The sequence below is a fragment of the Lactobacillus amylovorus DSM 20531 genome (assembly GCF_002706375.1).
Classification (GTDB): domain Bacteria; phylum Bacillota; class Bacilli; order Lactobacillales; family Lactobacillaceae; genus Lactobacillus; species Lactobacillus amylovorus.
Map to the genome: position 1 here is coordinate 2,047,544 of NZ_CP017706.1, position 14,242 is coordinate 2,061,785.

At 38.6% G+C, this 14,242-nt stretch carries 14 protein-coding genes and 1 riboswitch; of the genes, 13 read left to right on the forward strand and 1 reads right to left on the reverse strand.

Annotation, left to right across the window (positions count from 1 at the left end; translation table 11 throughout):
• Positions 1-24: 24 nt before the first annotated feature.
• Positions 25-243, reverse strand: coding sequence for a YjzD family protein (locus tag LA20531_RS10495; RefSeq protein ID WP_056939356.1), 219 nt, complete (start codon positions 241-243; stop codon positions 25-27).
• A 115-nt stretch (positions 244-358) separates the two neighbouring features.
• Here LA20531_RS10495 and LA20531_RS10500 point away from each other — a divergent pair, with 115 nt between their 5' ends.
• From LA20531_RS10500 to rpsA, 13 genes are all read left to right on the forward strand, one after another.
• Entirely contained in the window at positions 359-3,466 is a 3,108-nt protein-coding gene (locus tag LA20531_RS10500) for a DNA polymerase III subunit alpha (RefSeq protein WP_056939357.1), read from the forward strand.
• Positions 3,467-3,631: 165 nt separating this feature from the next.
• A complete protein-coding gene (gene pfkA, locus LA20531_RS10505; protein ID WP_013437764.1) occupies positions 3,632-4,594 on the forward strand; it encodes a 6-phosphofructokinase in 963 nt (320 codons plus the stop codon).
• Between the two features lie 33 nt (positions 4,595-4,627).
• Complete coding sequence (gene pyk, locus LA20531_RS10510; protein ID WP_056939358.1) at positions 4,628-6,397, forward strand: pyruvate kinase; 1,770 nt, start codon at positions 4,628-4,630, stop codon at positions 6,395-6,397.
• Between the two features lie 124 nt (positions 6,398-6,521).
• Positions 6,522-7,412, forward strand: a complete 891-nt coding sequence (locus LA20531_RS10515) for a CvfB family protein (protein ID WP_056939359.1) — start codon at positions 6,522-6,524, stop codon at positions 7,410-7,412.
• Positions 7,402-8,307, forward strand: a complete 906-nt coding sequence (gene xerD / locus LA20531_RS10520) for a site-specific tyrosine recombinase XerD (RefSeq protein ID WP_056939360.1) — start codon at positions 7,402-7,404, stop codon at positions 8,305-8,307. The genes LA20531_RS10515 and xerD overlap by 11 nt, the downstream gene beginning before the upstream one ends.
• Positions 8,308-8,316: 9 nt before the next feature.
• Positions 8,317-8,670, forward strand: coding sequence for a reductase (locus LA20531_RS10525; protein ID WP_013437768.1), 354 nt, complete (start codon positions 8,317-8,319; stop codon positions 8,668-8,670).
• Complete coding sequence (locus LA20531_RS10530) at positions 8,663-9,403, forward strand: segregation and condensation protein A (RefSeq protein ID WP_013437769.1); 741 nt, start codon at positions 8,663-8,665, stop codon at positions 9,401-9,403. Before LA20531_RS10525 ends, LA20531_RS10530 begins: the two co-directional genes overlap by 8 nt.
• The gene (scpB, locus tag LA20531_RS10535) at positions 9,393-9,983 is read left to right on the forward strand and encodes an SMC-Scp complex subunit ScpB (RefSeq protein ID WP_056939361.1); all 591 of its coding nucleotides are present in this window, start codon (positions 9,393-9,395) and stop codon (positions 9,981-9,983) included. The genes LA20531_RS10530 and scpB overlap by 11 nt, the downstream gene beginning before the upstream one ends.
• Positions 9,983-10,699 (forward strand): pseudouridine synthase, encoded by a 717-nt coding sequence (locus LA20531_RS10540; protein ID WP_056939362.1) that lies wholly within the window; start codon positions 9,983-9,985, stop codon positions 10,697-10,699. The genes scpB and LA20531_RS10540 overlap by 1 nt, the downstream gene beginning before the upstream one ends.
• A 27-nt stretch (positions 10,700-10,726) precedes the next feature.
• Positions 10,727-10,841: riboswitch (FMN riboswitch) on the forward strand.
• Positions 10,842-10,918: 77 nt separating this feature from the next.
• The gene (locus LA20531_RS10545) at positions 10,919-11,608 is read left to right on the forward strand and encodes an ECF transporter S component (protein WP_056939363.1); all 690 of its coding nucleotides are present in this window, start codon (positions 10,919-10,921) and stop codon (positions 11,606-11,608) included.
• A gap of 102 nt (positions 11,609-11,710) precedes the next feature.
• Positions 11,711-12,175, forward strand: coding sequence for an SAG1386/EF1546 family surface-associated protein (locus tag LA20531_RS10550; RefSeq protein WP_056939364.1), 465 nt, complete (start codon positions 11,711-11,713; stop codon positions 12,173-12,175).
• 51 nt (positions 12,176-12,226) lie between these two features.
• The gene (cmk, locus tag LA20531_RS10555; RefSeq protein WP_013437774.1) at positions 12,227-12,901 is read left to right on the forward strand and encodes a (d)CMP kinase; all 675 of its coding nucleotides are present in this window, start codon (positions 12,227-12,229) and stop codon (positions 12,899-12,901) included.
• A gap of 70 nt (positions 12,902-12,971) precedes the next feature.
• Positions 12,972-14,183: a 30S ribosomal protein S1 gene (gene rpsA, locus LA20531_RS10560; RefSeq protein ID WP_056939365.1), complete on the forward strand. Its 1,212-nt coding sequence runs from the start codon at positions 12,972-12,974 to the stop codon at positions 14,181-14,183.
• The last annotated feature ends 59 nt before the right edge of the window (positions 14,184-14,242 follow it).

Genomic DNA, 14,242 nt, shown 5'->3' on the forward strand with positions numbered 1-14,242 from the left:
GTGTATTTTTGTTTAATTAATAAATTATTTTAACTTGCTGTACTTACTATTATCTTTTTTTGTGTGAGCAGTAATGGTTGCAATAATTGCTGAGAAAAGAATACCAAAGATAACGCCAACAATGACACAGTTTTTCATGTCGGTTACGTTAAATGAAGCACTTTGGGTTAAAGGACCAGCAATAAAGCCTACAATAAACATGTAGATTACGCTCCATACGATTGTAATGATATATCGACCCATATTAATTCCTTCTTTCGTGTAGAATTTTATCAAAATCCGAAGCTAATTTCAAACTCGATTAATGCAATTTGGTATACTAAATTTAATACAAGTTTGGCGAAAGGTGGTTACTATTATGCAAATAGCTGCACTGCAAAATCTAAGCTCATTTACATTGCTAGATAGTCCAACCAAAGTGGCGGATTTGATTAAGACGGCCAAAGAAAAGGGCTATAGTGCTGTAGGTTTGGCGGATATCAATGTAACGTATGGTTTAGTTAACTTCTATGAAATTGCTAAAAAAGAGGGGATTAAGCCACTTTTAGGGATCCAAATTCGCTTAAATGGCTTGATTGATAGCACGCAAAAATATGATTTGCTGGTCTTTGCGAAAACTAATGCGGGCTATCATAATTTGTTGCGGCTTTCTAGTGCGATTAATTTGTTAACCGAAAATGGTCAAAACGATAAGATTTTAACCCTCAAAGAACTGACCAAATACTTAGATGATTTATTGGTAATTATTCCCGCTAATACTAGAAGTGAATTAGTCTATCTTTTTGAAACTAACCAGCAACTGGGCAGTGACTATTTGCGTGATTTAAAGAAAATTGTGCCTGACTTTTATCTTGGCGTTTATGCGGCCGAAAATGCTCAGGACTATCTCGATTATGTTCGCTCTTTAAGCAAGCAGTTCGATTTACAATTAGTTGCCGTTGAAGACAGCGAATATCTAAGACCGCGCGATCAATTTTTACAAAAGACTTTGCGGGCCATTCGCTCAGGTCAAAAGATGCAGGATATGGTGCCACTAGCTAAGCAAGACGGTTCGCATTATATGGTTGATGCAGAACAGATGCTTGAAAGATACCATCGCTTTGATTTGGATGATGCGGTTAATAACACTGCTAAAATTGCCGAAAAATGCAATGCAGAAGTAATTTTTCAAAAGCCAGTTTTACCAAAATATCATCAAAATAAGTTTCCAACTTCTGAGGAGTATCTGCATTACTTAGCTCAGACAGGCCTGCAAGCAAGATTTGGGCAAGAAAAAATTCCGGCAGAATATCAAAAACGCCTCAACTATGAATTGCGAATTATTAATCAGATGGGCTTTGATGATTATTTCTTAATTGTTTGGGATGTCATCAATTATTGCCACCGCGTCAAAATTACAACGGGCCCTGGAAGAGGTTCCGCTTGTGGTTCGCTTGTCTCTTATTCATTAAGAATCACAGAAGTAGACCCATTGAAATACCATTTATTGTTTGAACGTTTCTTAAACCCAGCTAGACATGAAATGCCTGATATCGACCTGGATATTCCTGATATTCATCGAGATACGGTTATTAAATACATGTATCAAAAATATGGCATGGATCATGCGGCACAGATTCTTACTTTTGGTACTTTAGCTGCTAAGCAAGCCTTGCGTGATGTAGGCCGCGTTTTTGGTCTAACAATGGTTGAAGTTAATAAATGGGCCCGTGCTGTTCCGTTTTCTAAGGGAAAAATGACGTTAAAACAAGCCTACGAAGAATCACGTGAATTACGACTGCTTGTTGATGCCACAGAAGAAAATAAGCTGCTTTTCAGAACGGCAATGGCATTAGAGGGGTTGCCGCGACACTATTCAATTCACGCGGCCGGATTAGTCATTAGTGATGATTCGATTGCCGGAATTTCAGGCTTGCAAGCAGGTCCACTTGGCATCCCTGTTACTCAACAAACTAAGAAATATGTTGAATCTTTGGGTCTATTGAAAATTGACTTCTTAGGCTTGCGTAACTTAACTGTTTTGGGCAATATCTTAGACTTAGTGCGTAGTCAAGGAGTTAAGATAGATCCTAATAAGATCCCTTTGAATGACGCTAAGACATTAGAATTATTCCAACAAGGGAAAACTGATGCGATTTTCCAATTCGAATCTGAAGGAATCAGACGCGTTTTGCGTCAGCTTCATCCAGATAATTTTGAAGATCTTGTAGCGGTAAATGCTTTGTATCGTCCAGGTCCAATGCAAAATATTGATACGTTCGTTGCCAGAAAGAATGGCAAAGAAACAGTACGCTATCCTGATCCAAGTTTGAAGCAGATCCTGCAGCCAACTTACGGAATTTTGGTTTACCAGGAACAAGTTATGCAAACGGCACAAATTCTGGCTGGATTTTCACTAGGAGAGGCCGACATTTTGCGCCGGGCTATGTCGAAGAAAAAGCAAGATGTCATTGAGCAGGAAAAGAGCAAATTTATTGCTGGTGTAGTTAAAAACGGGCACGCTAAAGAAGTAGGTGAGCGCGTTTACCATTACATTGAGCAGTTTGCCAATTATGGTTTTAACCGTTCTCACGCTGTGGCTTATACCAAGATCGCCTTTTGGCTAGCTTATCTTAAAGTACATTATCCAGCAGCTTTCTATACTGCAATGTTAAATTCTGCTACTTCGGCTAAGGCTCAGCAATATGTAATGCAGGCTCAAGAAGCAAATATTCGTGTTCTAACGCCTGATATCAACCACAGCCAATTGGAATACACGTTGCAAAATAACAATATTTTAGTTGGCTTAAAGGCAATTAAAGGCTTGCGTGTAGACTTTGCCCAAGAAATTGCGGCTAATACTAAGCCGTATAAGTCACTTAGTGATTTCTTGCGTAGAATAGATTCTAAATTTTTACAAATTGATGCCATTGAAGCCTTGATCATGGCAGGAGCATTCGATCAGATTGAGGATAACAGAAATGAATTGTTGGCTAACTGTAAGGATATTATTGCAAATGTGCAATTGACGGGGCAGAATATTTCATTATCTGAGATTTTGGGGGATGCACCACTGAAGCCAGCTGAAAAACCAACTAACGGTGAAAAAGCCGAAATGGAAGAAAAAGTTTTGGGCTTTGCTACGACAACAACGCCGCTGGTTGCCGTTCAAAAATATGCGCAAAAGTTTAACGCCCTGCCTTTGAATCAGTTCCAGTTCAATGAATCAGGAATCGGTGTAGGCAAGTTAATGAGTCTTAAAAGAATTAGAACTAAGAATGACAAGACGATGGCTTTTGCCAGTTTTGCCGATTCTTCAAGTCAGCAGGAGGTTATCATTTTTCCAGCTGCTTATGAAAAGTTTAACGATGTTCTGAAAATAGGCGATATTTATTTGCTTGGATTGCGGACGCAGGGCGATCGTTTTGATCAAAATAAAATGCAATATTTGTTAACTAATCTGCGAAAAGTAAACTTCAAAGACTAAATTTTGTTAAAAGAAGAACAATTATCGCAGATGAAAGTGCTATCAATTCGATTTTCGAAAATAAAGCTTAAATTAGCGCAATTTTTATGAGCTTTTTGAACCAAAAAATGTTAATATTTACTTGATGTGAGAAATTACACAAAATAATCATGATGAGGTGAATTCATGAAACGGATTGGTATTTTAACTAGTGGTGGAGACGCCCCTGGCATGAATGCAGCAATTAGAGCTGTGACAAAGACTGCCATTCATCATGGCCTTGAAGTCTTTGGAATTCGTTACGGTTTCGCTGGTTTGGTTGCAGGTGACTTTGTTCCGCTAACTACGGAAAATGTTGACCACAAGATTAATGAAGGCGGTACATTCTTGTACAGTGCTCGTTTCCCTGAATTTGCACAAGAAGAAGTGCAACAAAAGGGTGTAGAGCAATTGAAGAAGCACGGTATCGATGCAGTTATCGTTATTGGCGGTGACGGATCATACCACGGTGCTTTGGCCTTAACTCGCCACGGCGTAAACTCAGTTGGTTTGCCAGGAACTATCGACAACGATATTCCTTACACTGACTACACGATCGGCTTTGATTCTGCTTGTCGTACTGCTATGGACGCAATTGATAAGATTCGTGACACTGCAAGTAGTCACCACAGAGTATTCATTGTTAACGTAATGGGTCGTGAATGTGGTGATATCGCTATGCGTGTTGGTGTTGCAAGCGGCGCAGATGCTATTGTAATTCCTGAACGTCCTTATGACATTAAGGAAATTGCAGAAACTCTTAAACGCGGATTTGCAGATGGCAAAGATCATGGTATCATTGTCTTAGCAGAAGGTGTCATGGCTGCCGATAAATTTAAGGATGAATTACTTAAATATGGTGACTTTGATGCCCGTGCTAATGTCCTTGCACATATGCAACGTGGTGGCTCACCTACTGTCACAGATAGAGTAAATGCTACTAAGATGGGTAACTATGCTGTTAAGTTGCTTCTTGATGGGAAGGGCGGTTTAGCTGTCGGCATCGAGAATAGCAAACTTGAAACCCACGACATTCTTGATTTGTTTGATGGTAAACACCAAGGCGACTATGCGCTTATGGATGTAAATGAAGAAATGACTAAATATTAATTTAGTTGATTTTTGGAGAGGATTTTTTTAATAATGAAGAAAACTAAGATTGTTAGTACTTTAGGGCCAGCTTCAAACGATATTGAAACTATTACCGCTTTAGCAAAAGCTGGTGCAAACGTATTCCGTTTCAATTTCTCACACGGTGACCACCCAGAACACCTTGCTCGTATGAAGATGGTTCGTCAAGTGGAAAAGGATACTGGTTTGCTTCTTGGTATCGACCTTGACACTAAGGGTGCTGAAATCAGAACCACTGAACAAGAAGGTGGCAAGTTTACTATTAACACCGGTGACATGATCCGTGTATCAATGGATGCTACCAAGAAGGGTAACAAGGACATGATCCACGTTACCTACGATGGTTTGTACGATGATACTCACGTTGGTGGTCACGTATTAATCGATGACGGTTTGGTTGACCTTTTGATCAAGGAAAAGGACGACTCAAAGAGAGAATTAGTTTGTGAAGCTCAAAACACTGGTGTTATCGGTTCAAAGAAGGGTGTTAACGCTCCTGGCGTTGAAATCCGCCTCCCAGGTATCACTGAAAAGGATACTGACGACATCAAGTTCGGTTTGAAGTTCGGTATTAACTTCATTACTGCTTCATTTGCACGTAAAGCTCAAGATATCTTAGATATCCGTAAGCTTTGTGAAGAAGCAGGTGCAGACTACGTTAAGATCTTCCCTAAGATTGAATCACAAGAAGGTATTGACAACGCTGACGAAATCTTGCAAGTATCAGATGGTTTGATGGTTGCTCGTGGTGACATGGGTGTTGAAATTCCATTCATGGAAGTTCCATTTGTACAAAAGAGCTTAATCCGTAAGGCTAACGCACTTGGTAAGCCAGTTATCACTGCTACCCAAATGCTTGACTCAATGCAAGAAAACCCACGTCCAACTCGTGCCGAAGTTTCAGACGTTGCTAACGCTGTTCTTGATGGTACTGACGCAACTATGCTTTCAGGTGAATCAGCAAACGGTCTTTACCCAGTTAAGGCTGTTAAGGCTATGGCTGAAATTGACGAACGTACTGAAAAGCAAATGCTTAAGCGTAACACTTTAGCACTTCAAAGATTCGAAGCTTACAAGGGTTCAAACGTAACCGAAGCTATTGGTGAATCAGTTGTACGTACTGCTCAAGAATTAGGTGTTAAGACTATCATTACTGCAACTAATTCAGGTTACACTGCACGTATGATTTCTAAATACCGTCCAAACGCAGACATCATTGCATTGACATTCGACGAAAAGATTCAACACTCATTAGGTATTGTTTGGGGCGTTCAACCAGTATTGACTGAAAAGCCTAAATCAACTGATGACATGTTTGAAGTAGCTGCTAAGGTAGCTAAGGAAAAGGGCTTTGTTAAGGATGGCGACCTTGTAATCATCGTTGCCGGTGTTCCAGTTGGTGACTCAGGTACTACTAACTTGATGAAGTTACAAATCATCGGTGACAAGCTTGTTCAAGGTTTAGGTGTTGGTAACGGTTCAGTTATCGGCAAGGCCGTTATAGCAAACTCAGCAGAAGAAGCTAACAGCAAGGTTAAGGAAGGCGACATCTTAGTTGCTAAGACTACTGACCCTGACTACAACCCAGCTATTAAGAAGGCTTCAGGCTTAGTTGTTGAAGCTTCAGGTTTAACTTCACACGCAGCAGTTATCGGCTTATCATTAGGTATCCCAGTTGTTGTTGGTGCTACTGACGCAACTTCAAAGATTTCTGATGGTTCAACTATTACTGTTGACGCTCGTCGTGGTGCTATCTACCAAGGCGAAATCTCAAACCTTTAATTTAAGATATAAAAAATAAGATTAGCTAATCAAAAAATAGTCAGCATTCGAGCTGGCTATTTTATTTTGCTCAAATTTCACTTATACTTATATATAAGAATATGTAAAGTAGGAGACGCTAAATATGCTTGGAACTGTTGAAAAAGGAAAAATTATTGATGAAAATGAGAATGCTTATTATGTTCAGATCGATGGAATTACTTATGAACTAAAGAAGCATGAAATCACTCAGGATGATATTCCTAAAGTTGGTGATGAAATTGAAGGCTTCATTTATGACAATAAGCATCATGATCGTGAAATGACGCAATTTTTACCGTTTGCTCAACCAGATCAATATGGCTGGGGGAAGGTCACTGAAGTAAGACCTGGTTTAGGTGTATTCGTCGATGTTGGCCTTCCTGATAAGGATGTTGTATTGTCAATGGATGATCTGCCACGCGAAAAGGAAAGATGGCCACGCCGTGATGATCGTTTATTGGTTAGATTGGAAACAGACTACAAGGATCGAATTTGGGCAAAGCTTGCTGATGAAAACATTTTTGATCAATTAGCTGCCAACTTCCCTAATAATATGAATAATCAAAATGTCTTTTGTACTGTTTATGCCAGTCGTGAAATTGGAGCCTTTGTTTTAACTGACGACTATTACTTGGGCTTTGTTCACGCTTCCCAAATGCCTCGTCCAATGCGTTTAGGCGAACAATTTAAGGGAAGAGTCATTGGTGTCAGCCAATATGGTCGTTTGAACCTGAGTGCTTTGCCTCGAGCATTTGAAGAAATTGACGACGATGCACAAATGATTTTGATGAGTTTGCGTAGACGTGAAACTAAGACTTTGCCTTTCTACGACAAGTCTGATGCTCAAGAGATTAAATCTTACTTTGGTATTTCAAAGTCAGCCTTTAAGCGTGCTGTAGGTCACTTGCTTAAAGATGGCTTAATTGAAGAAAATAAAGACGCAGGAACGATCACCTTGATTAAGGATCCAGAAGAGGATGTCGATGACGAATAATGAGTTGCAGGATCAAATAGACGATTACTTACGCTTTAGCCAAGTTGAGCGAGGCTTGAGCACCAATACAATTAGTGCTTATCGACAAGACCTCGAAGAATATCTTTCTTTTATCAAAAAAGAGGGGATGTCTTCATGGCCAACAGAAGCTAGTGATGTTGATGCCTTTTTAGCTAGACAGCGTGATTTGAATAAGGCAACGAGTTCGATTAGTCGACTTATTTCGAGCATGCGTAAATTTTATCAATGGCTAGCAAGACAAAGTATTCAAAAGTTAAATCCAATGCTGGAAATTGATTTACCCAAAAAGGAGCGGCGTCTGCCAACTGCTTTGAGTCGAGAAGAAGTTAATCGTTTGTTAGAACAACCAGATGTAGAACAAAAATTGGGTCTGCGGAATCGTGCGATTTTGGAAACTTTGTATGCTACAGGAATGCGGGTTAGCGAATTGATTAATTTAGAATTACAAGATATCCATGAAGATCTTGGCTTAATTCGTGTTTTAGGAAAGGGATCAAAGGAAAGACTGATTCCAATTAGTCCTGTAGCATTGCACTGGATTGATAAGTATCAAAAGCAAGTTCGCGATCCACTAATTCTTAAATCTGGGAAAAATGATGAACATCTTTTCTTGAATAATCGTGGAGGAAAATTAACTAGGCAAGCTATTTGGCAAATGATTAAGAAATATTGTCAAATGGCAGGTATCACTAAAGATGTTACGCCTCACACTTTGCGTCATACGTTTGCGACGCATTTATTAGAAAATGGTGCAGATTTGAGAGTTGTGCAAGAGATTCTAGGTCACTCTGATATTAGTACCACTCAAATCTATACTAATTTGTCGCAAAAACATATTTTACAAGTGTATCAAAAGACTCATCCACGTCTTTAGGTGAAAGTTATGCTAATACAATATAAAAAAGATTATGAAAAGACGGCTATGGGGTTGCTCTCATATTTGCCAGATTTCAAAAATATCGAAAACCTAAAAGAAGAAATCAGTTTGAATCAAGAAGACAATGATTTCGTGCTATTTTTGTACCGTAACAAGCAAAATAATGTTGTCGGTGTGTTGGGTACACAAATGACAGATAAGTTCATTATTATTCGCTACTTGTCTCTTGCTCCAGGTTTTCGTGAAATTAGTTATGAAAAGGATATTTTTGCCGAGTTAAAGAATGAATATCCAAATAAGCGAATTACGGCAGTACCCGAATATACCGACTTATTGAAGGCAGTTGAAGCAGATGGATAAAAAAGATTTAACAGTAGAATTACCTAATTTTGAAGGTCCATTGGATTTATTGCTGCACTTGATTCAGTCACAAAAAATCGATATTTATGATATCCCTATTGCCCAAATTACGAGTCAATATCTTGCATACTTGGGGCAAATGCAAAAACTAAATTTGCAAATTGCTGGTGAATACTTTGTGATGTCTTCGACTTTATTGCGGATAAAGTCACAATACTTATTGCCACAAAATGACTTTGTAGATGAAGTTGAACCAGAAGAAGATCCACGTGATGAGTTGGTTCAGCAATTGATTCAATATTCAGTGTTTAAAAAGATTTCAGCCTATTTTAAAGAGCGTAACGAAGAAGTGCCGATTACGGTTTCTAAAGAGGCTAGTGTCTCCAAATCGGTTAAAGTGCAGCCGTTGCCTAAAGGTCAAATTACGTCGGATGAATTAGCTACGACTTTTAGTATGGTTTTACGACGCTTAAAAATACGTAAGCCAAATACCGCTTCAATCGAAGTGGCAGAAACGCCAATTAACGATATGATTGATTATTTGCATGAGCGATTAGAGCAAAAAAAGAGAGTCAGCTTTTTTAGTTGTGCTGATCGCATGCGGTCTATTTCTGATGTGATTGGATTGTTTTTGGCGATGCTCGAATTAAGCAAAAAGCATGAAATTTATATTATGCAAGCAAGAGAATTCGGTGATTTGGATTTAGAAAGAGCGGATGTAAATGGCAAGTAAGGAAGCAAATTTAGAAGCACTTCTATATGCAGCTGGAGATAGCGGAATTGAAGAGCAAAATTTGACTGCGCTTCTTGAAGTAGATGGCAAAGAGTTAGGGCAAATTGCAGAAAAGGTTAAGCAAAGATTAGCTGCGGACAAAGATTCTGGAATTCAGTTAATTCATGTAGCTCACACCTATAAGCTGACTACTAGTCCTCAAACAGCTGAAATAATTGAAAAATATTTCCAAAAAGATTTAACGAAAAACTTAAGCCAATCAGCTTTAGAAATTTTGGCAATTGTCGCATATCGTCAACCAATAACTAGAGTAGAAATTGATGATATTCGTGGTGTTAATTCTTCGGGTGCGCTACAGACCTTGGTTTGGCGCGGTTTAATCGAAACCAATGGTAAGAAAGAAGCACCAGGCCATCCAAAGCTTTATGTGACTACTGATTACTTTTTACAATACTTCAATTATCAAAGTTTAGCTGATCTTCCACTAATTGAAGACTTTGAAGATAGTGCGAATAACGAAGAAATAGATTTGTTTGATCCTAAGAAGACAGATCAAGATACTCAGAAAGAAGGACAATAATGGCAGAAAGACTGCAAAAAGTTATTGCGGAAGCAGGCATTGCGTCAAGACGAAAAGCAGAAAAAATGATTACTGCTGGACGCGTTAAAGTCGACGGTAAAGTTATTACTAAATTAGGTACTAAGGTCGACACTTTTAGCAATATCACAGTGGATGATGAACCAATCGAAAGAGAAAGTCTACACACTTATCTTTTCTATAAGCCACGTGGTGTTGTTTCAACTGCTAGCGATGACAAAGATCGAAAGACAGTAGTGGATTATTTTGAAGACGTACCATACCGTTTATATCCTGTAGGTCGTCTGGATTACGATACCTCTGGTCTTTTATTAATGACTAATGATGGTAAATTGGCCAACTTGTTAATGCATCCAAGAAACGAAGTTTCAAAGGTTTATGTAGCCAAGATCAAAGGGATTTTGACTCCAGAAGAGATTAAAACTCTGACCCATGGTGTTAAGCTGGATCATTTTAAGGCTGCTCCTGCCAAGGTTAAAGTGCTTAAAACAGATAAGCGTAAGGATACTCAAATTGTCCAATTGACTATTCATGAAGGTCATTACCACCAGGTAAAAAGAATGTTTAAGGCAGTTGGCCATTTGGTTGAAAAATTGTCACGAGAAAAATATGCTTTCTTAACTTTGGATTCGCTTACTTCCGGTCAATATCGGGAATTATCGAAAAATGAAGTTGACAAGTTAATGCGTTTGGATTAACTTATAATTGTAAATTGAATATCAGGTTATTGTCTTCAGGGCAGGGTGAAAGTCCCGACCGGCGGTGAGAGTCCGCGACCCACTTTTGTGGCTGAATCTTTTATGATACCGATAGTTAGAGTCTAGATGGAAGAAGACAGATCAATAAAAATCTTACTTTACTTTTAAGGGTCTGTTGCTGAAGCAATAGACCTTTTTTCTTGGAAAGGAACGTAAGTTATGGATAAAGCTAGAACTAAATCTGGTAACTTAACCAATGTTGTCGCATATGCCTTAATTGGCTGTATTGCATTTGTAGTTATGAAATTCGAATTTCCAATTATGCCTGGTGTGGGCTTTTTGAAATTTGATTTTTCAGACGTCATTATTACCATCGGGATGTTTATTTTCGGAGCCGTTCCAGGAATTATCATCGCTGTGATCAGAATGATTTTGAGTTTAATTTTTAGCGGTTTTGCACTTCCAATTGTCATTGGTGAAATAACAGCGTTTTTGGCATCTATGTCGTTTTCATTGCCATTTTATTTCTTTAGTAGGAAAGTAACCCCTGAGAGTAGAAAGACGCTGAGAGGACGTTTAATGCCGGTTGTAGGATTAATCATTGGTGTTTTAGCAATGACATGCATCTTAGCTGTAGCTAATGCCTTTGTTTTAACTCCTGTTTATGCAATTACTGCAGTGCCTAATTTGCCAGCAATTAAAGGTTATGGTGCGCTTTACCACTTTACGGAAAAAGTATATTTGGGGCAATTGCTCCATTTGCCATCAATGAAGGCGTACATCTTTAGCATTATTGTTCCGTTCAACTTGTTAAAAGGTGTCATCAACAGTGTGGCAGTTTACTTGTTATTTGAAGCAACGATTACAACGATTAAACCATTTGTCCGTAAAAGATTTAATTTAAACTAAAAAAATATTCCATCAGCTGCAAAAGTTGATGGATTTTTTTATATTCAAAGCTTCGTAAAATATGCTAGAATTAATCCGTTAAGTGAATGGAGGAATTTATAGATGGATAAAAAATCAACGGGTCCATACAAGCACTATGAGCGTCCTACTGAGAAGCGAAGCGCAAAAGATCATCGACCTAACGGCTCTGGTCGCTGGATTGCAACAATTGCAATTCTAGCAGTGATCTTAATTGCACTTGTTCCAACAGTATATCGCTTAGCCTCAAATCATTCTTCTGAAAAAGCTACTGAAGTTCAAACAGTCAAGAAAACTTCTTTAAGTTCAAAGAGCAAGAGCTCTCAAGCTAAGAAAAAATCATCAGCTTCCTCAGCTTCTTCAAAGAGCAATGATTCTGCCAAAACTAGTTCTAGTTCATCGGAAAAGACTATTTATACAATTAAAACCGGTGATACTTTGACTAGTATTGCGCAAAAACATGGACTCACTGTTGATCAATTAGCCAAGTTAAATAATCTTAAAGACACTTCAAATGTCAATATTGGCCAGACACTTAAGTTAAAATAATCTTTCAGAAAGGATAAAAGAGGTCGACGGTAAGATCTCTTTTTTGTTGAAATGCAAGTAGCAGTTGATGGTCCTGCATCAGCAGGAAAGAGCACGGTTGCTAAAATCATCGCTAAAAAGTTGTCATTTGTATATATTGACACAGGTGCAATGTACCGTGCATGTACAGTTATTGCTCGTAATCATAATTTGGATTACGGGGATGAAGCGGGAATCTTAAAAGCCATTGATGAAGATGGAATCGAATTAAGATCCGAAGATGGTGAACAAAAAGTTTACGTAGCTGGAAAAGACGTTTCTAAAGAAATTAGAACTCCAGAAATTTCAGCTAACGTATCACAAGTTTCCGCTTTACCTAAGATTCGTGAAAAGATGGTTAGTTTGCAACGTCAAATGGCAGGCAAGACCAATGTTATTATGGATGGTCGTGATATCGGAACTACAGTATTGCCTAATGCTGAATTAAAGATCTTTTTGGTAGCTTCTGCTAGATCACGTGCTGAACGCCGTCTTTTAGATCTTAAGGAACGTGGGATCGAATCAAAGCAAACTGTTGATGAAATTGAAAAAGACATCGCAGCAAGAGATTACAAGGATTCACACCGTAAAATTTCGCCACTTAAAAAGGCAGATGATGCAATTGAAATTGACACTACAAATATGTCGATCGACCAGGTTGTAGAGGCAATTTTAGCTCAAATCAAAAAAACTCAAAAAATTTTTTAAAAAACAGCACAAAATAGTAGAAAAATATCTGACTTTCATTTAAAATGGAACGTGATATTGGGAGGTACATATGTCAGAAAACAGTAATCAATTTTTAGACGCATTAAAGCAAATGCAAGGAGTTGAGGTCGGAGATATTGTCGATGTCGAAGTATTAGACGTTGAAGACGGCCAAATCGATGTTGGCGTTGAAAACGCTGGTGTTGAAGGTGTTATCACTCGTCGTGAATACACTTCAGATCGTAACGCAGACTTACGCGATTTAGTTAAGCCTGGAGACAAGTTCAAGGCCTTAGTTTTAAGAAGAGCCGGTGGCGACAAGGAAAATGGTGAATTCTTCTTCTCAGTTACCCGCTTAAAGGAAAGAGAAGCATACGACAAGTTACAAAAGGACTTCGAAGAAGGCAAAGCTATCGAAGGTACTGTAACTTCATCAGTACGTGGTGGTTTACTTGTTGATGTTGGTACTCGTGGTTTCTTACCAGCTTCATTAATTTCAAACCGTTACGTTTCAGATCTTAAGCCATACATTGGTAAGGCTATGAAGCTTAAGATTACTGAAATCGATCCAAACAAGAACCGTTTGATCCTTTCACACAAGGACTTAGTTGAAGAAGAACGTGAAGAGGCATTCGACAAGGTTGCATCACAATTAGTTGTTGGCGACGTTGTCGAAGGTAAGGTATCACGTTTGACTAACTTCGGTGCATTCATCGATGTTGGTGGTGTTGACGGTTTAGTTCACATTTCAGAAATTTCTTACAAGCACGTTGACAAGCCAAGCGATGTTTTAAAGGCTGGTCAAGATGTTAAGGTTAAGGTCATTGGTATTGACAATGACAGACATCGTATTTCCCTGTCTATTAAGCAAACTGAACCTTCTCCTTTTGAACAAGCTACTGCTAACTTAAATGAAGGCGATGTTTTTGAAGGTGAAGTTAAATCATTGACTAACTTTGGTGCTTTTGTTGAAGTTGCTGACGGTATCCAAGGTTTGGTACACGTTTCAGAAATCTCAAACAAGCACGTTGACAAGCCAAGCGATGTTTTAAAGGTTGGCCAAACTGTTAAGGTTAAGGTTTTGAACATTGACCCAAGTGACAGAAGAATTTCACTTTCAATCAAGGCTGCTGACTCAAACGCTTCTTCATCAGACAACAACAGTTCTCGTCCACGTCGTTCACGTAACGAAAACTCAGTAAACAAGAAGTACATGAGTGACAATGACAACGGCTTTGCATTAGGTGACATCATTGGTGACCAATTAAAGGACCGTAAATAGTCATTTCTATTAAAAAAGCCGACAGACGTCGGCTTTTTTATTTTCTAATTTGTAAAGGA